This is a genomic window from Alteromonas sp. P256 (assembly GCF_036864455.1).
Taxonomy (GTDB): domain Bacteria; phylum Pseudomonadota; class Gammaproteobacteria; order Enterobacterales; family Alteromonadaceae; genus Alteromonas.
This window is the reverse complement of sequence record NZ_JAZETM010000011.1, coordinates 21,275-38,941: the sequence shown is the minus strand read 5'-3', so window position 1 is coordinate 38,941 and position 17,667 is coordinate 21,275. Positions and strand designations below refer to the sequence as shown.

Below are 17,667 nucleotides of genomic sequence, written 5' to 3'. Positions count from 1 at the left end.
ATCGGTGCAGTGCACCGAAGCACTCTATGACAGCAACTTAATTAAGGCATCTGCGGCAGGTCGTGATGACGGTGGATTCTGACCCGTTACCAGTAACCCGTCAGTACATACCTTCACTGCAAAGTCGTCTGCAGCTTCAAATTTACCGCCTTTATTTCGCAGCTCGTCTTCCACTAAATAAGGCACCACATCAGTTAACTGCATTGCAGCTTCTTCACTGTTTGTGAAACCTGTTACTGCCTTACCTGCAACAAGAAAGCTACCATCAGGCATCTTCACGTCTTTAAGTACAATTGGCGCATGGCACACCGCACCAACAGGCTTATTCGCAGCAATAGTATCTTCAATTAATTTAATTGAATGAGCGTTGTCCGACAAATCCCATAATGGGCCATGTCCGCCTGGGTAAAATACCGCATCGAATTCTTCTGCTCTCACATCTTCTAACGGAATTGTAGACGCGATTGCACTTCGGGCAATATCGTCTTTTGTGTAGCGAATAGCATCATCGGTCATCGCGTCGTCGGAGAGACTATTGGGGTCGATAGGTACCTGACCACCCATAGGTGATGCAAGTGTAATGGAGTAGCCTTGGTCTTTGAATGCATAGTAGGGAGAGGCAAACTCTTCTAACCACATACCGGTTTTGTTACCCGTATCGCCCATGATTTCGTGTGATGTCATTACCATAAGAATAGACTTTGACATTTGACCTCCTTGCATTGATTTCCAGAGAATAGAGTCTTTTTCTTTCGTCCAAAGTGAATGATTAGATCAAAAAAAATGCCACTGCCCGTAAAGGCAAGTGGCATTTAACACTACAAAGATTTTACGTAGTTTTAAAACTATCGATATTAGAAGCGGTAGTTAATACCTACACGAGCAGACCAAGTTGATGCTGGTGTATCAACTCGTTGGCCGCGAGGCCCATCGAAGTTTTCGAAGGTATATACCCCGTCAGCAAAAGACGCGTCTACAACAGGTTCGTTATACTCAAATGGAACTTGTCTAAGCGTGCCCCACTCGTCGTTAAGAAGATTTCCTAGGTTTCTTACAACAAAGAATATTTCTCCTGTGTGTCCTTCCATAAAGCCAGGAATGTCCTGAGATATACGAAGGTCAACCCTAGAAACCCAATCTGAGTCTTGAGCATTTCTATCGACAATTGTGCCGCGCGAACCGTTCAGACCAGCATCAGCAATAAAGTCGTTAAAGGCTGCTTGGTCAAACTCAGGCGCGTAATTGACGATAGGATCATTCTCAAGTGGTACATAAAGAAGGTTTCTATCTTCAAAGAAACGCTCATCACCAAAACCTGGGTCTCCATCGAATGTGTAGCTAAACACTTGACCGCTGCGGCGAGTCGCGAAAAGATTCACACGCGTTGGATAGCCGTCGATAAACTCATGTGCATAACTAAGGTTTAACGTAAAGCGATGTTCAACCTGGTAGTTACTTGTCGCAACAGCTGGTTGCCCTAGGTCACGAACCGATAGGTTACCAAAGTTTGAACTTGCGGTTGAGCTGTTCATTGGACTACCTTGCTCAATGTCTTGATGAGAGTAGCCAAAGTTAACGTCAAACCCGTTGTCGAAGGTCTTCTGCGCTGTAAAGGTATAAACCCAGCCATCACCCTCATCAGGGTTATTGGTTAGCAAATAATCTGTACCTGAACGACCACAATCTGAGCTAAGTGGATCAGCTTGACAGTCAGCATCTAATGCATCGAAGTCTCGGTAAACAGGGCGACCATCTGGTGCAGTACCAATGTTACGCACGTTCAGCGGTACTGACATAGCCGGGTTATCTTCACGCGTATACATAATATCAGCGGCCAAGATTACACCGTATTGAACTTCTTTTTGGATACCAATGTTATATTTCCACAGCGCAGGCACTTCAAAACCTGGCGCCATAGCATTAACTGCACCGTCTCCACCAACAAAGAACTCTTCGTCAGTCGATAGCGCAGGTACTTCGAAACCAAAATTGGCGGTATTAGTACCATCTAATGCTGCTAATACTCGAGGGTCTGTAGCATCCCCTTCAAACTCTGAACCACGAATAGACACGCCATTGTTTGAGTAGTTGTTTGACAACCACACATTTGGATTTCCGCCCGCGAATAAGCCCGCTCCACCATAAATAAACGTTTCATCATCAACAATGTAGTTGAAACCCAAGCGAGGCTGAACGAGGTCAAAGTCTGGACCTTGTGCATTAGAAAAGCCATAGCGCTGCTCGAAACGGCTGTTTGCAACAGGGTCGCTGTCAGAATCCCAACGGTCATAACGAAGACCAAATGTTAGGGTAAGGTCCGCATTTACCATCCAGCGGTCTTGCATGTAAGCAGTAAATGTATTGAACTCAAATTCGGCTGCACCGTCATTAACATCTAGTGACGGAGGAATGTTGTATTCAATTCGGCTAGCCTGTTGGTTCTCAAAGTCTTCTAAAGAATCAAATTCAAAAATCCCTTGGCTGCCTGGCACGAATAAGTTAAATACCGAGACACTCTCATACTCAACACCTGCCATGATTTCGTGATCGCCCTCAAAATAATTAGCGATGAACACGTAGTTGTCAGTATCATAGTTAAGCTGATTAGCTTGGCGGAATTGGTCAGCACCAATATTAAAATCAACGTTTGGTACGACGTCGAAAATAGTTACAGAGCCAAAATCAGGCTGCGTAGTCTGAGGAGTCTGGCCGTTAACTACTTCTGCTCGGTTCACACGAAATTGGGTTGAAAGTTTTGAAGACCAGTCAGAGAAAATCTGAACACCGTAGGTTGTCAACTCATTTGCGCGCTGATAGAAACGGTCTGAAAATGCAAAGCTGTCATTACCCAATCCAGAAGTACTTAGTGTAAAGCCTTCTGTATTTTGGTAAGTGATCTGTGCACGGTGGTCATTGTTGATTTCCCAATCAAGCTTAGCGAGTATTTTTTCTTCTTTAAGGTCAAGCGAACTAAGTACATCACCAACTTGGTAACCGTATACGTCATTCGCAATTCCAGCTACGCGGTCAACAACGTCTTGTGTTAACCCTTCAATCTCATTAAGGACAGGGGCACCTTCCGGTCCAAACTCAATAATTTCTACTGGCTCGTGCTTTTCAAAGGCACCAAAGAAAAACAACTTATCTTTGATTATTGGGAAACCGATAGTCGCACCATAGCGACGCTCGTTAAACGCTGGAACAACAAAATCGTCACCATCGACCGAGTCGCCTTGCAATGAGTCATTGGTGTAGTCAAAGAATACGCTTCCGTGTACTTCGTTAGTACCAGAACGCGTTACCGCATTGATATTACAACCTGTGAATCCACCATACTGGACGTTAAATGGCGCAAGCTCAACAGCAACTTGATCTATAGCGTCAAATGGGAAAGGAAGGCGTTCTGTTGGGTACCCGTTTGCGTTGAGACCGAAGTTATCATTCTGCTTAACACCATCAACCGTTAAGCTGTTGAAACGGTTGTTTACACCAGCACATCCAATAGCGTTTGCATTAGTCGGATCGATTGAGATACGTGGATCGGTAGCAATAACGTCTTTGATATCTCGGTCTACGTTCGGCTGCGTTTGTAAATCTTCAAATCCAAAGTTTGCCGACGGTCCATTTGTTTCTGTTATAACACCACCTGCATAACCGCTTACCACAATTCGCTCTACATCTGTGGGCTGCAACGAAATATCGATAGATGATGATTCACCAAGTGACAGATAAACATCTTCAACAGTACGAGAACCACTGCTGTCAGTTACATTTATTGTGTAAGGACCACCAACGCGAAGGCCGCGAGCGCTGAAAGCACCGTTGCTCTCAGACTCGTAGGTACGAGTTTGTCCTGTCCGTTGATCGGTAATAGTTATCGTAGCACCATCAACGATTGCACCAGATTCCGTAACAATAGTACCGCGAATACCTGATGATGTTTCTTGGGCAATAGCTGTTCCAGCTAAGCCAGCAGAAACAGCAACAGCGATCGCAACGCGGCTGAGTTTTGCTTTAAAGTTCATGTGTGTTTCCCTTTTGTTTAGAATGTTTTTCTAATTAGATGTTACAGACAACAAATCGCTCGCCCTGTGTTTTGGACAAGATTTGGTTAAATTGTCTTCGAGCTTCGTGTCATTTTTATTACAAAATTGCGTTTTTGTTTACGCAGAATTCATATATCGTAAACAGCTACGCCTATCTAAGCTGACCAAGCGGTCAAGTTAAATTACTTATTGTTATTATTGTTTCCTACTCGCAATTTACATCGCTATTCTTGTCACACCTGCGACTAATAAACAGCGGTTAACAAAAATCAGATTAACCCACAACAAAAAGATAAAAATCATGTAGATAGAACAATAAAATAAACTTACCTATTGCAATAAATAATCTTAGCTGTTGAAATACTACTTTCGATTATTAACTTTATTGGTCGTTTTTTGACAACTCTTCGAATTGTTTCTTTACTAAAATGGTGGTTGTTAGTATTCGCTGCAGTCTGCTGCGTCTCGATTAATTATTTTTCAAATTTGCGGAACTTTTCTGATATACCACCACAAACAGGTCAATACTTAACCTGTAGCGGCGAATTTTCAGCCAATGCCGACCGATTTTCGGTATATGTTACAGACAGCAGAATTGCACAGCTTGCTAGTGAGAAAATCTGTAACAATAGCGTCATAAAGCGGCAATATGGAGAGGTAACGGTTATAGTAGGTCAGAGTGACTATGACACCTTTCGTTATATCAACCATGGTGTAGTTGATTTAGCATTAGTTAAGAGAAACGTGGTTGAAGCATTCGCAGCGAACGATATTTACGGCTTAACACCTATTGCATCTCACCCAGACTATGGGGCATTTTTTATCTCATTACGAGAAAAGCCTAAACTAGAAAAAGAATATTTATTGGGCAAGCGAATTGGCTTGCTCGACTACCCAAGCAGCCGGTCAGGCCACATAGTGCCAAAAACCGTACTGAAACGGCTTGGGTTAAGTGACACTAATGTCAACATTGTATATTACAGCTCACATAAAGAATTACGGCGAGCGCTGCTCGCGGGTGAAGTAGATATTATTTCCTCTTATTGGGCAAAAGACGACGAAGAAATTCTGTCAAAAAATTATACCGCACCATTATTACAGCAGGTAAGCGGAATGCGTTGGTATTTAAAAATGCAAACTCAAAACACCGACCTATTTTGCGCAATGCAGTCTGTTATTCATGATATCGCTATGGCACATCCTCGTCCCTACTATAAGAATATTGTTCTTGAGGAAGGCTGCCGATGAACATGTCGAATAAACTATTTTTCAAATCCAAGCGACGAATTGTAATTAATGGGTTGATACTGCTTTTGTTACTGCAGTGCATAGCTGTTGCTGGACAGTTTGTTTCTTATCGAAGCACGCTTCATAGCGCCATTGATAAGGTTGAACGAAGAATTAGCTTAGACAGCGCTTTTTTAGACGTGGGTAATCAAACCCTGCAAACGCCCGTAAATCGCTACGCAATATCACAATACGCTACAACGTTGAATGCGGAACTATCCACCCAAGCCTACCCTGTTTTAGTGAAGTCGATTCAAGGTGTGGAATTTAAAAGCGAGAAAATAACAAAAGCTAGCTTTCCTAAAAGCTATACAACGGTGTTAAGAAATGCCGAGCAGCGAATAGATATAGAGATAGTTAGCAAACCTATATCTAGCGCACTTGGTTTTAGTTGGACCGCTTTGATAGCGTCACTTCTTATAACACCGATGTTTGCGATTAACACCAGAACCACTGCAAAGCAAAGGGCGCAACGGGCAGAGTCATTACTGCCCCCTACCCCAAAACTTATTATCAACTTACAAGATAAAACCATATCAAACGGCGTCACCGATAATGCTGTGACGTTACAGAACAAACCTCTGTGTTTTTACACTGCGTTAGTGAAGTTCTGCATCGAGAATCCAGGAGTGCCATTACATGTGCATAAAGACGTACCCAATGAGTTAGTCGCATTAGCGAATAAAAGTTTTGGTCGCCTTATTGAGTTAGGTCATACTAAACGAAAAAGGCCAGACTTTAACGCCAATTTAGATAAAACCCTCAGCGAGATTCGAGCGTCACTTGATGAAGTATTTACCGACTTTAATGCTGAAAAAGAAACCTACTATCCACCAAGAGCACAAGGTGAAGGTTCTCGCTCAAAACAACATTCTTATGCTTTATCCAAAATCGTGTTAGCTGACATAGAAATAATTGGTAACTAGGGGCGTTGGCTTAGACAGTTTGCTCTAAATTTGAACACCCCCCCCCCTTGCATGTGAATTATATTGACCAATTGGATAACTTCTTCATGGTTTAATGAAGGACCTGCAATACCTTGAAATATCGGTGAACTTCAACAAAAGACTTAGCAAAGACCAGACCAAAAACCAACGAAACACGAATATAACATTGATTCGTGAGGGCTAAGCGCGTATCTTTGCACCAATAAAATCAGCCTTAAAGTACTATGCAATCGCCATTAATTATTGCCATTTCTGGAGCTTCAGGCTCTGGGAAGTCTCTTTTTACGAAAAATTTATTTAACGGATTCAGCGCACAAGGCCGTCCTGTTCAGGTTTTGCGCGAGGATCATTACTACCGTGCGCAAGATCATTTGCCCATGGATCAGCGCGAGCAAAATAACTACGACCATCCAAACGCATTTGAGCACGAGTTGCTTAAAGCGCATTTGCAGGCGTTGAGAGAGGGGCAGCCAATTGACTATCCTCACTATTGCTACAAAACACACACTCGTTTGCCTGAAACTGAGCGCTTAAATCCAGCACCAGTTATCATTCTTGAAGGTATTATGTTGCTAGCTCGTACGGATCTCCTTCCTTTGTACGATGTGAAAATCTTTATTGATACCCCATTGGATATTTGCCTAATGCGCCGAATGATGCGCGACCTAAAAGAACGCGGGCGCTCTATAGAGTCTGTTGCTAAGCAGTACGAAGAAACCGTAAAACCAATGTACCACCAATTCATTGAGCCAAGCCGCTTTACTGCCGACGTAGTAGTAACGCAGGGTGGAAAAAATCAAATTGCATTAGATGTGATCAAATCACACATTCAGCAAGCGCTTCTTTAAGGGAATAACATTATGGTAGGTTTACTGGGCGTTGCGCTCCTAATAGGTATTGCATTAGCGATGTCGTCGGCGAGGCGCAGCATAAACTGGCGTACTGTGGGCGGTGCATTCGCTATTCAAGCCACCGTGGGTGCGTTTGTCCTGTATTTTGAACCCGGCAAGGAGTTCCTCCTCAAAGCAACAGAATTTGTTGGCAATATCATTGGCTACAGCCAAGACGGAATAAACTTTTTATTTGGCCCCCTGGGCAATAATTCTCTTGGCTTTATATTTGCGGTTAATGTACTTCCCGTTATTGTTTTCTTCTCCGCACTGATTGCGGTGCTTTATCACCTTAAGGTGATGGGCGTTGTTATAAAAATTATTGGTGGTCTTCTGCAAAAGCTATTAGGCACCAGTCAACCTGAGTCAATGTCTTCAGCAGCAAATATCTTTGTCGGTCAAACCGAAGCGCCCCTGGTAGTTCGCCCCTTTATTCCACACATGACGCGTTCTGAGCTATTTGCCATTATGGTGGGTGGTTTGGCATCAATTGCGGGCTCTGTGATGGCCGGATATGCAGGTATGGGCGTAGACCTTAAATACTTACTGGCCGCGAGCTTTATGGCGGCACCAGGTGGATTGTTGATGGCGAAAATTATCTTGCCTGAAACGACTAAGCCTAACGAAGATTTACACGACGTAGATGCTGACAGTGCAGGCTACGCCAACGTATTTGATGCTGCTGCTAGTGGTGCAGCGTCAGGCATGCAGCTTGCGTTAAACGTAGGTGCAATGCTACTCGCTTTCATAGCACTTATTGCCATGTTCAACGGCCTCATTGGCTGGACCGCGGGGCTTTTTGGCTATGAAAACGTGACTTTTGAAGGGATCCTGGGGTTTGTTCTTCAGCCACTAGCATGGGCAATCGGCGTACCATGGGAAGAAGCAAAACTTGCTGGTAGCTTTATTGGACAAAAGATGGTGGTTAACGAGTTTGTCGCTTACCTCAGCTTTTTAGATAACCAAGATCAGCTGTCTCAAGCCTCTCAGGCCATTATCACCTTTGCATTATGTGGTTTTGCAAACTTCTCTTCTATCGCTATTTTGATGGGCGGAATTGGTGCGATGGCACCAACACGCAGAAAAGAAATTGCGCGACTGGGATTAAAGGCAGTTATTGCTGCAACCTTATCTAACTTAATGAGTGCTGCATTGGCTGGCATATTCCTTTCTCTCGGTTAAAATTTTCTTAAACAGACTATTTGGTCAAGATTTTACTAGACTAAACGGTCAGGTTTATGTAAATTACGCACATTCTTCGCAGGCGTTGATCTGAATCAACGCCTGCGTCTTTTTTCTGTAGCCCGTCTACCTTTATAATGCCGCAATCAAAATATACGGGATAACGTTATGCAATTAGTTGCTGTTGATTACCAAGCTGAAAACGCACAAGAAGAATTTGTTAAATCACTTCGGGAAACTGGATTTGGTGTTCTTAAGAACCACCCTATTCAGCAGTCTTTGGTTCAAGGTATTTATGACAATTGGCAGGGTTTCTTCAATAGTGAACAGAAGAACGATTACCTTTATAACAAAGGTAAGCAAGACGGATTTTTTCCTCAGAGCGTTTCTGAGGTAGCCAAGGGTTTCACGAAAAAAGACATCAAAGAGTATTATCACTACTATCCTTGGGGCCAGTGTCCAGAGGAGCTACGTCCTCAGGTATCTCAATACTACAAAGAAGCCAACACGCTTGCTTCAGAGTTATTGAGTTGGATTGAGTCTCACTCACCAAGTGAAGTAAGTGATAAGTACCGTCAGCCGCTAGGGGATATGATTAAAGATTCAGATCAAACCCTTTTGCGCATTCTTCACTATCCGCCACTAAGTGGTGATGAGGAAGTAGACGCAATTCGCGCTGCTGCTCATGAAGATATTAATTTAATTACTATTTTACCAGCTGCAAATGAGCCAGGCCTACAGGTTCAAGCCAAAGACGGCAGCTGGCTAGATGTCCCTTGTGATTTTGGTAGTTTGATTGTGAATATTGGTGACATGCTGCAAGAAGCATCTGGCCATTATTTCCCATCGACAACTCACAGGGTAGTGAATCCTGATGGCGCAGATATGACAAAGGCTCGTATTTCATTACCGTTGTTTTTGCACCCTCGACCAGATGTTGTTCTTTCAGAACGTCATACCGCAGGCTCATACCTGCAAGAGCGCCTTCGTGAGCTGGGCGTGATTTAAGTTAAGTTCCTTTTGTAGTGTTACCTTTCTGCCACGGCTTGTCCGTGGCTTTTTTATATCTTCTCACTCGCATATTCTCTCAATTTCATATCCACTTAATTGCATAGGTATTCAGCGTCGGGCTAATATAGCAAGCTTTGTTGAATAGCGTTCAGCACTATAATCATCTGGTGCGTAAGTCTCAGCGCTTTTAAGGTAACGTACGGCATTGTTGGTATCGCCCAATTCGAAATAGGCCTTAGCCAGACCAAATAACACTTCGTGATTCTTTCTGTCTAGTCGTACAGCACGTTGATAGTGACTCAGCGCCTTCTTAAACTTACCATCCTCAAATGATTGCTCGCCAAGAATGAAATGATAAAAAGGGTTGGTCTTTCTTTTCGTTTCTATTTTGCTAAACAGTTCAGCCGCTTCCTCCCGCTTATCTTGATATCGATATAATATTGCCAGGTTTTCCCACACGGTTAAATTTTCAGGATCGAGAGACAACGCGTGCTCATAGGCCCTTTGAGCTTGTTCAAAATCTCCTTGCATACGATAAAGCACGCCTAAGTTTGTCCAGGTTTGTTGTAATGTTGGCGCAATTTTCGCTGCCGCTCTGAAATAGCTGTATGCACGAGTATAGCTATTTGCCACAAATGCATCAGCGCCTTTATTGTTATAAAACATGGCTAAAACACTTCTTTTCGATACTGCAATGCGGGGAAAGTGGCTTCGAATAACTTGTGGGTCAAAGTCTACGTCGGCATACGTTGTTCCTATGGTAATTGCCATTGAGGTTTCTGGCGCGCTTACTCTTAAATTGATATGCCCATTGAGCAAACTAAAGCCATCTCTACGGGTCCAATACTCGGGAATGTCGACCTCGTAAAATGTAGTATTTAATCCAAGGTGTTGGGCTAAGGCGAAGGTCATTATTGACAAAGATAGGCAATTAGCCGCCCGGTTATTAAAGGTGGTATTGGCCACTGTATTGGCGTTGTTGCGGTACATCATGCCATTGTCTGAGTAGTCTAAAATAGCATTTGCAAAGCCACTGACATTCTTTGCATTTAATGCGTTATCGTAAGCAGAACGCTCTGCAAAGCGTTTTGCTTCTTCACCGAGATAAAATACATCTTCCTCTGACTCAACATGGAAAAGATGATAGCTAGGAAACAACTCATCTTTTAATAAGGGTTTGATATCTGCAGTGGCAAGGTCACCTTGCTGTGTACTTTGACAAGCAGTTAAATACGTCATTATGATTAATGGTATTAAGAACGATCGGGTAGACATGACAAACTCTCCTCATGCGCTTTTCACAGGCGTTTCATGAAGCCGCTCAATAAAAGCGCGCTTCGAGCCTCTATGAAGCTTCATTCGCTACCGTAAGTATAGACTGCCCTGATAACTTTGTTTTTTCTGTCTTGAACCTGTGTTCTTTGCCTTTAATTTCGCTTCTCTTCTTTTTCTGTTTGCCGCACCGGATAAAATAAATAGCACAGCCTTTTATCGCTTCGTCCCCCTCACAGATGTATTTCGACACTATGGGCTCTCACGTTACATAAAGTTAATCATCACTTTTTTAGAAACCACCGTAACCATAGACGAAATCAAACTTGTTAAATGATAGTTAATTTATATAACCGTTGGATAAACTCAAAAGGAAATATTATGCGTAAGTTTTTAAGTGCTTTAGTTATTTTAGTCGTTAGTTCATCTGCATTTGCTGGTCATCATAAAATGGGTGACCATAAAGATATCGTTGACACAGCGGCGAGCAACCCAATGTTTTCAACCTTGGTTGCTGCGGTAAAAGCTGGTGGCTTGGTAGACACATTAAAAGGTGATGGACCGTTCACCGTATTTGCACCTACTAATGACGCCTTTGCAGCGCTTCCCGCAGGTACATTGGAGATGTTGTTAAAACCAGAGAATAAAGACACCTTGGTGCAAATTCTTACTTACCATGTTGTTGCAGGTAAGGTAACGGCGAAAGACGTAGTATCACTTTCATCGGCCACCACAGTGGAAGGTAGCGACGTGACGGTAAATGCCGCTATGGGTAAAGTAAAGATTAACAATGCGAACGTTGTAAAAGCTGATGTAATGGCTGAAAACGGCGTTATTCACGTCATTGATGCCGTATTGTTACCTGCTGATGTGGCAGCAGCGCTATAACTACAAAAACCAGAAAACGTAATAAACCACTGCTTAACGCGGTGGTTTTTCGTATCAGAGGCATAGAGATTTCAGGTCTGCCTTGCCAACACATTAGATTTCCATTATTTAAACTTATGTTTAATAACTTTTTTTCTCGCGTAAGTGTAGAGTTAATAGAAATACTGCCTGAGAGTAGTCGCCTAACGAGGAATTGCTGTGTACATCGAACAAGTTGACAACAGAGCACTCTCTGATTGTAGCGTTCTTATTGTAGATGACGACGCGAGTAGCAGACTCATACTAGAAACCTTACTGAACGGTATAGTCTCCTGCGTTTCAGTTGATTCTGGAAAAGCGGCCATCGAGCACTGCCGGTTTAAAAAACCTGACCTAATCTTGATGGACGTGTCCATGCCAGAATTAGACGGTCACGACACTACAGCATTGTTGCGCAAAAAACCAAAATGTGAATCCATACCCATTATTTTTGTTACTTCATCGTCAACGGAAGAAGAGGAATCAAAATGCTGGAATTCAGGATGTGTGGATTTTGTGGTTAAGCCAGTTAATGCCTGTACACTTCAAAATCGCGTAAAGTCTCACCTAAAAAATAAAATACGCAATGACTTGCTTGAAAAGTTAATTTATATAGATAAGCTCACTGGCGCATATAACCGCCATTACCTCGATGATTATCTTCCCAGACTTGTTCGAGATGGACTTCGCAATGTTACGCCCCTGTCACTTGTCATATTAGATATTGACCACTTTAAGCTTTTCAATGACATGTACGGTCATTTAGACGGCGATAGCTGTCTGTGGAAAGTCAGCCAGTGTATCAGTGACACATTAAAACGGCCTATGGACAAGCTGGTTCGTATCGGTGGTGAAGAGTTTTTAGTTATTTTGCCAAATACGGACACAAAAGGCGCCGCTGCGGTAACAAAGAGGCTGTTAGAAACCGTATATGAATTGAATATCAAGCATGACGCCTCTGAATTTGACAGGGTCACATTAAGCGCAGGACTCTCGACTAAAAACGCGGACGATGAGAAAACGATAGACTATATCATGCTAGAAGCTGATAAAAACCTTTACCTTGCAAAAACCGATGGTCGAAATCGTTTGAAAGTAGAAGGGCTTGATGAAGCCGAGTATGATACCCCTGTACGAGAAACAAAAAGACGAATACTTGTTTAATCTCAGCTTTTTTGTTGGCTACGTTTTTACCCCTTCTGTGCTTTTATCTGTCCTGTGTTTCTCCCAATCGATATTTCCCTAACGCCTTAGTGTGCAGCAGTTGCGATAACGGACTGGATTGGTCTAATCCAAACTGCTCAAACTGAGCGAATAACAGCTGAAGTGTGGCGAGTGCGTCATCTAGGGCGTTGTGTTCAGGACAGCTTGGAAGGTCTAATCGCTGTCGACAAACGGTAAGCGTTGCACTATTGGTAGGAAGCACTTGATGCTGTTTGCTCAACTGATAAACCGCGAGCTTAAGCGTATCAATGTAGATAACATCCGTAGCGGGTAACGACAGCTTTACAAACGCTTTGTTAAGCGCTGCTAAATCAAGGCTCGCATTGTGAAACACCAGTACTGACGATTGAAGCCGTGGCATCAACTTATCTAAGCTCACGGCTAACGGCTTGCCTTGGGCCAAAATATCATGCGTTAACCCGTGAATGACTGGGCTTTGGCCTAACGCAGCTGATGTGTTTATAACAAAGTACTCGCAAGAACTTAGTGACAACTGCCCGCCCTTACCTGCCACCCATCCTATAGATGTAATATCCGTGGCTTTGGCATCAAGTGAGGTCAACTCAACATCAATAGCCAGTAAGTCCGTGTCATTGATATACCTATCGCTAAGTTGCTTTGTTAGCGATGACCCTGCAGATAATGTGAGCTGTCTTTTAAGCCATTGCAATATCATCTATCGTTTAACCCTACCCGTTAATTTGCCTTATGCTTTAAATCACCTTACGGCTTTCTTGCCCCAACGTTGCCTACCTTTGTGTCATTTATTCTGGTGGGCAGTGACACGGGATGCGCTAACCAACTCCGCCGGAAAACTTCATTACCATGGCTTCGTTAGCTCGCTCTATTGCTTTAAAGCCCGCTTTAAGCTGGTGCTTTTGAATCGACGACAACATACTCACCGACACTAGATTATCGGTGACTTTGTTCTCTAGCTGATGACGCCAGCGTAGCCTATTTAAAAATACCCAGATATCTTTCAAATTAGCCGCATCCTTAGTAGAAAGCTCAGACTTATCAGACAAACTCTCAAGGCGGGCAACCGTATTGGGCAAGGTAATACCATCAGCTAACGCATAAATTCGTGCAATGTTGTTAATAAGCGCCACCGCACGGGTTTTTAAGTCGATGGTATCTTTCTGTTTACGTCCTTTCTCATAGCTAAATTTTTGAAACATAGATAGGGGGACAGACACATCATTGCTGTTGCGCGCCAGGGCAGCTAAAAACATCTTCTGCTGTAATAATGGTGCTCGCCTTTTCTGCAGCTGTTTGAACAGGCTTGCATCGCCCGCAGCACAGCGTACATCCAAAAAAATATTAAAATGCATAATAGCCTTGCTTGTAGGTGCTGCGACCCACCGCTCGGCTTCTTTAACCGCTTCATCAACTGACAATCTCAGTTCAGGATTACTGGCCATAATATTGCCATCACACAGCTTAATACCGCATTTCGCTAATCCTTTGCATACGTAATCTGTCATATCCGCAAAATAAGCGGCCTGCTTTTCGTTAGGCGTAGATGCTAACAATAACCCACTGTCTTGGTCGGAGCCCGTGGTTTGATCTTCTCTTGCCTGCGAGCCATACACTAGCCAAGCAAACATCATTGGGGCTTTACCATTATCTTGCTGAAAAAAGCCAATTAGCTTTCGCGTCATCACGTCGGTTGCCTGAGACAAGATTTTGCCCGCAATGTCGTAATCTCCGGCTCGCTTGGCGTGCGCGGCAAAATAGTGTGGCAATTGCCAAGACAGCCTTGTGAGCTCATACAGGTTATTCGCTTTTGTGAGCTCTCCAATAATAAAAAGTACGTTGCCCCTTTGGTGCCTTATAATATCGCTGGCCGTCACCATCCCTATGGGTGACTGAGATAGATGGTCGATAACCGGCAAATGATGAATGTTTTTCTCTGTCATCAATGCCATAGCATCAAACAGAGTTCTGCTATTGCCAATTTGGGTAGGGTTTACGGTCATTATTTGCTTAACCGGAAGAGCGGTATCAAGAGCGTTGGCGACTACGCGGGAGCGCAAATCTCTATCTGTCACTATGCCAATTAGCTTGTCGTTATTGGTTACCAATAAAGAAGATACTTTTTCTTGAGTCATTAACATGGCAGCATCTGCAATTGACGTATTACTGTGGGCGGCCACAGGCGCTTTATCGATAACATCGGTTAGAGACTTGTATAGCCACATGGAATTGGAGTCGGCTATGGCGTGATTTTGCAGCGCATTATTGCGTAAGCCCGTAAAAAAGCTATTAACCTCTACAAATTCAAGTAACGCACATACGTCTTCAGCGGCAAAACTGTAAACTAGTCCAGGGCTATCTACATGTACCGAAAGCGAATAAGTTCGCTTATCTAAAATTGCAGCATAATTAAAATAATCTCCCTCGCTTAAATGCCTAGCAGCGCCTTCTCCATCTTCCACGGAAAACTGACCGCTTTGAATAAGATAAAGTCGGGGCTCGCCCGTCGCAAAATGCGCTGTATTATCTTTCGTCACATATAATAAATCAGCATGTCGAATAAGGTCATGACGCTTGGACTCATCCAACATATCAAACGGTGCTGATGTAGAAAGAAAGTCTTCAACCTGCTTTGCTATTGCTGTCATTTGTTCACCCTTATTCTCTTACTTTTTGCCTTGTAACTGCGCTGTGCCTTTTTATGCTCGGTCTTTACACCTAGTTTTTACCTCTGGTTTTCACTTCTGGCTTTTGCATCTGAGTCTGCTGATACTTCTTTCGCCGTATGCCTATATCCGTTTCTTTAATGAATTGATTAACTCATTAAAGAAAGAGACACCTGCACAAAAGAAAAAAAACCAACCGACTAAACACTGCTAGAAGGTTGGTTTTCTATTGTACTAATGCTTCTTCTTACTCATGTTTTTCATTCATTAGTGTGCAGAGGCCTCGCCCGCTCCCTTAGGATAGCGAATACTTTCAACCAACTCTTGGATTTCCTCTGGTGCTTCATCCGTCACTTTAAAGACAAGGAATGCCACCACAAAGTTAACTATCATACCCAGTGTACCTATACCTTCCGGTGAGATACCAAACAACCAGTTGTCGGGTACGTTCGCCGCCGGATTAACAAACTTGAAGTAGATAATGTACGTCGCGGTAAAGGCAATACCAGATAGCATTCCTGCAACAGCACCTTTATCATTCATACGTTTACTAAAGATACCCATAATAATAGCAGGGAAGAAACTGGACGCTGCTAAGCCGAAGGCAAAAGCGACCACCTGCGCAACGAAACCGGGCGGATTGATACCAAAGTAGCCGGCAATCACAATGGCGACACCTGCGGCCAATCGTGCATAAAATAGCTCTGCCTTATCCGTAATATTCGGCGCGAAGTTTCGTTTCAGTAAGTCATGAGATACCGACGTGGAGATTACAAGTAACAAGCCAGCTGAGGTAGAAAGTGCGGCGGCAACACCACCGGCAGCCACTAAAGCAATAACCCAAGCCGGTAAATTTGCAATTTCAGGGTTCGCCAGTACCATGATGTCACGGTCTACGGTCATTTCGTTGCGCTCATCGCCTGAATAGAACATGACGCCATCGCCATTCTTATCGTTAAATTCGATAAGTCCGGTTTGCTCCCAGTTCTTAATCCACGATGGTGCTTCTTCGTAACTTGTACCTGTAAGCTCGGGCCCGTTAATGGTTTCAATCATATTAACGCGAGCAAAAGCAGCTAGAGACGGTGCAGTGGTGTAAACAATGGCGATAAACGCTAGTGCATAACCCGCTGATTTACGCGCATCGTGTACTTTAGGAACCGTGAAGAAGCGAACAATAACATGTGGCAAACCTGCCGTACCTACCATAAGTGCAAAGGTAATGAAGAACACGTCAATCGTGCTTTTCGTGCCTGTCGTGTATTCATGGAACCCAAGATCGGTGGATAAATTATCGAGCTTTTGCAGCAGATGCATGCCCGACCCATCGGCCAGCGTGGCACCGAATCCGGTTTGAGGAAGAATATGACCGGTTACCATGATGGAAATAAATACCGCAGGAACTACATACGCAAATACCATCACACAAAACTGTGCAACTTGCGTGTAGGTAATCCCTTTCATGCCGCCCAGTACGGTGTAGAAAAAAACAATAACCATACCAAGCACAACGCCGGTAACAATATCAACTTCTAAGAATCGACTGAATACAACGCCGACCCCTCGCATCTGCCCTGCCACATAGGTAAAACAGACAAAAATGGCACAAAATACCGCAACAGTTCGCGCGGTTTGTGAGTAGTAGCGGTCTCCAATAAAATCGGGTACAGTGAATTTTCCGAATTTGCGAAGATAAGGTGCTAGGCAAAGCGCAAGCAGAACGTAACCACCGGTCCACCCCATAAGATAAACGGCTCCGTCGTATCCCATGAAGGAGATAAGACCCGCCATAGAAATAAACGATGCAGCTGACATCCAATCGGCAGCGGTTGCCATGCCGTTTAGTACAGGCGGAACACCGCCACCGGCGACGTAAAAATCGTTTGTCGATCCGGCTCTGGCCCAAATCGCAATTGCAATGTACAGCGCGAAAGTAGCGCCAACAATGATAAAGGTGAGTGTTTGAACATCCATCGTATTACTCCTCGTCTACGCCGTAACGTTTGTCCATTGCATTCATTTTCGCCATATAGACAAAAATAAGAGCAACAAAAACTAAAATGGAACCTTGTTGTGCAAACCAGAAGCCCAGTTTGAAACCAAAGAATTGGATGTTGTTTAATGCATCGGCAAATAAAATGCCGGCACCAAAAGATACAGCGAACCAAACGACTAAAAGTTTAAAAAGGAGAGCAAGATTCTCCTTCCAATATGCTTTTTGGTCATCATTATTTCTAAAAGACATTGTTCCGTCCCCACG

General features: G+C 43.6%; 14 protein-coding genes. 7 read left to right on the top strand and 7 right to left on the bottom strand.

Annotation, left to right across the window (positions count from 1 at the left end):
- Positions 1–24: 24 nt before the first annotated feature.
- Both V7R39_RS15105 and V7R39_RS15100 read right to left on the bottom strand, forming a co-directional pair.
- Complete coding sequence (locus tag V7R39_RS15105; protein WP_334031715.1) at positions 25–708, bottom strand: type 1 glutamine amidotransferase domain-containing protein; 684 nt, start codon at positions 706–708, stop codon at positions 25–27.
- Positions 709–854: 146 nt separating this feature from the next.
- The gene (locus tag V7R39_RS15100) at positions 855–4,025 is read right to left on the bottom strand and encodes a TonB-dependent receptor (RefSeq protein ID WP_334031713.1); all 3,171 of its coding nucleotides are present in this window, start codon (positions 4,023–4,025) and stop codon (positions 855–857) included.
- A gap of 507 nt (positions 4,026–4,532) precedes the next feature.
- Here V7R39_RS15100 and V7R39_RS15095 point away from each other — a divergent pair.
- The 5 genes from V7R39_RS15095 to V7R39_RS15075 all read left to right on the top strand — a co-directional run bounded on the left by V7R39_RS15095 (position 4,533) and on the right by V7R39_RS15075 (position 9,360).
- The gene (locus V7R39_RS15095; protein ID WP_334031712.1) at positions 4,533–5,294 is read left to right on the top strand and encodes a PhnD/SsuA/transferrin family substrate-binding protein; all 762 of its coding nucleotides are present in this window, start codon (positions 4,533–4,535) and stop codon (positions 5,292–5,294) included.
- Positions 5,295–5,296: 2 nt separating this feature from the next.
- Positions 5,297–6,259, top strand: a complete 963-nt coding sequence (locus V7R39_RS15090; RefSeq protein ID WP_334031710.1) for a hypothetical protein — start codon at positions 5,297–5,299, stop codon at positions 6,257–6,259.
- A gap of 245 nt (positions 6,260–6,504) precedes the next feature.
- Complete coding sequence (udk, locus tag V7R39_RS15085) at positions 6,505–7,128, top strand: uridine kinase (RefSeq protein ID WP_334031708.1); 624 nt, start codon at positions 6,505–6,507, stop codon at positions 7,126–7,128.
- Between the two features lie 12 nt (positions 7,129–7,140).
- Positions 7,141–8,352: a NupC/NupG family nucleoside CNT transporter gene (locus V7R39_RS15080; RefSeq protein ID WP_334031706.1), complete on the top strand. Its 1,212-nt coding sequence runs from the start codon at positions 7,141–7,143 to the stop codon at positions 8,350–8,352.
- 168 nt (positions 8,353–8,520) lie between these two features.
- The gene (locus tag V7R39_RS15075) at positions 8,521–9,360 is read left to right on the top strand and encodes an isopenicillin N synthase family dioxygenase (protein WP_334031705.1); all 840 of its coding nucleotides are present in this window, start codon (positions 8,521–8,523) and stop codon (positions 9,358–9,360) included.
- A 111-nt stretch (positions 9,361–9,471) separates the two neighbouring features.
- Here the strand turns inward: V7R39_RS15075 and V7R39_RS15070 are convergent, their stop codons facing one another.
- Positions 9,472–10,638, bottom strand: a complete 1,167-nt coding sequence (locus V7R39_RS15070; RefSeq protein WP_334031704.1) for a tetratricopeptide repeat protein — start codon at positions 10,636–10,638, stop codon at positions 9,472–9,474.
- Positions 10,639–11,016: 378 nt separating this feature from the next.
- On the opposite strand from V7R39_RS15070, the gene V7R39_RS15065 reads away from it, so the two are divergent.
- Both V7R39_RS15065 and V7R39_RS15060 read left to right on the top strand, forming a co-directional pair.
- On the top strand, positions 11,017–11,523 hold the full coding sequence (locus V7R39_RS15065; protein WP_334031703.1) for a fasciclin domain-containing protein: 507 nt from the start codon (positions 11,017–11,019) through the stop codon (positions 11,521–11,523).
- A 198-nt stretch (positions 11,524–11,721) separates the two neighbouring features.
- Positions 11,722–12,705, top strand: a complete 984-nt coding sequence (locus V7R39_RS15060) for a GGDEF domain-containing response regulator (RefSeq protein ID WP_334031702.1) — start codon at positions 11,722–11,724, stop codon at positions 12,703–12,705.
- Positions 12,706–12,748: 43 nt separating this feature from the next.
- On the opposite strand, the gene V7R39_RS15055 is transcribed toward V7R39_RS15060, so the two are convergent.
- From V7R39_RS15055 to V7R39_RS15040, 4 genes are all read right to left on the bottom strand, one after another.
- The gene (locus V7R39_RS15055) at positions 12,749–13,441 is read right to left on the bottom strand and encodes a 3'-5' exonuclease (RefSeq protein ID WP_334031700.1); all 693 of its coding nucleotides are present in this window, start codon (positions 13,439–13,441) and stop codon (positions 12,749–12,751) included.
- A gap of 118 nt (positions 13,442–13,559) precedes the next feature.
- The gene (locus tag V7R39_RS15050) at positions 13,560–15,389 is read right to left on the bottom strand and encodes a putative nucleotidyltransferase substrate binding domain-containing protein (RefSeq protein WP_334031699.1); all 1,830 of its coding nucleotides are present in this window, start codon (positions 15,387–15,389) and stop codon (positions 13,560–13,562) included.
- A 285-nt stretch (positions 15,390–15,674) separates the two neighbouring features.
- Positions 15,675–17,381, bottom strand: a complete 1,707-nt coding sequence (locus V7R39_RS15045) for a sodium:solute symporter family protein (protein WP_334031697.1) — start codon at positions 17,379–17,381, stop codon at positions 15,675–15,677.
- Between the two features lie 4 nt (positions 17,382–17,385).
- On the bottom strand, positions 17,386–17,652 hold the full coding sequence (locus V7R39_RS15040; protein WP_334031695.1) for a DUF4212 domain-containing protein: 267 nt from the start codon (positions 17,650–17,652) through the stop codon (positions 17,386–17,388).
- Positions 17,653–17,667 lie beyond the last annotated feature (15 nt).

Excerpts from the sequence above, each read along its gene's own strand:
- V7R39_RS15105 (WP_334031715.1), bottom strand. The coding sequence starts at position 708 with ATGTCAAAGTCTATTCTTATGGTAATGACATCACACGAAATCATGGGC.
- V7R39_RS15100 (WP_334031713.1), bottom strand. The coding sequence starts at position 4,025 with ATGAACTTTAAAGCAAAACTCAGCCGCGTTGCGATCGCTGTTGCTGTT.
- V7R39_RS15090 (WP_334031710.1), top strand. The coding sequence starts at position 5,297 with ATGTCGAATAAACTATTTTTCAAATCCAAGCGACGAATTGTAATTAAT.
- udk (WP_334031708.1), top strand. The coding sequence starts at position 6,505 with ATGCAATCGCCATTAATTATTGCCATTTCTGGAGCTTCAGGCTCTGGG.
- V7R39_RS15080 (WP_334031706.1), top strand. The coding sequence starts at position 7,141 with ATGGTAGGTTTACTGGGCGTTGCGCTCCTAATAGGTATTGCATTAGCG.
- V7R39_RS15075 (WP_334031705.1), top strand. The coding sequence starts at position 8,521 with ATGCAATTAGTTGCTGTTGATTACCAAGCTGAAAACGCACAAGAAGAA.
- V7R39_RS15070 (WP_334031704.1), bottom strand. The coding sequence starts at position 10,638 with ATGTCTACCCGATCGTTCTTAATACCATTAATCATAATGACGTATTTA.
- V7R39_RS15065 (WP_334031703.1), top strand. The coding sequence starts at position 11,017 with ATGCGTAAGTTTTTAAGTGCTTTAGTTATTTTAGTCGTTAGTTCATCT.
- V7R39_RS15055 (WP_334031700.1), bottom strand. The coding sequence starts at position 13,441 with ATGATATTGCAATGGCTTAAAAGACAGCTCACATTATCTGCAGGGTCA.
- V7R39_RS15050 (WP_334031699.1), bottom strand. The coding sequence starts at position 15,389 with ATGACAGCAATAGCAAAGCAGGTTGAAGACTTTCTTTCTACATCAGCA.
- V7R39_RS15045 (WP_334031697.1), bottom strand. The coding sequence starts at position 17,381 with ATGGATGTTCAAACACTCACCTTTATCATTGTTGGCGCTACTTTCGCG.
- V7R39_RS15040 (WP_334031695.1), bottom strand. The coding sequence starts at position 17,652 with ATGTCTTTTAGAAATAATGATGACCAAAAAGCATATTGGAAGGAGAAT.